A 235-nucleotide genomic window follows, 5' to 3' on the forward strand; every position below is an offset into this window, starting at 1 on the left:
GCCGGAGAGGCCGAGGCGCGGCCGGGCGAGGCCGCAGCGCCGCCGCAGGTCCTCCGCCACGCTGCGGGCGGTGCGCATGACGAGGTCCTGCGTCAGCAGTTCGGGGACCCGCCGCAGGGCGACGAGGATGGTGACGGGCACCACCGCGAGGGTCTCGCTCCAGAGCATCATCACGGGGAGCGGCGGGGTCACGCCGGGTGCGACGGAGCAGGCGGCCAGGAACTCGGTATGGCCC

The 235-nt window shown here is 75.7% G+C and carries 1 protein-coding gene; it reads right to left on the reverse strand.

Translation table 11 applies throughout. The features are described from left to right. A partial coding sequence (locus AC0IWM_RS23950) for a 4-hydroxythreonine-4-phosphate dehydrogenase PdxA (protein ID WP_471759179.1) occupies positions 1–235 on the reverse strand: 235 nt, incomplete at both ends.

It is taken from the genome of Methylobacterium sp. AC433, assembly GCF_979253015.1.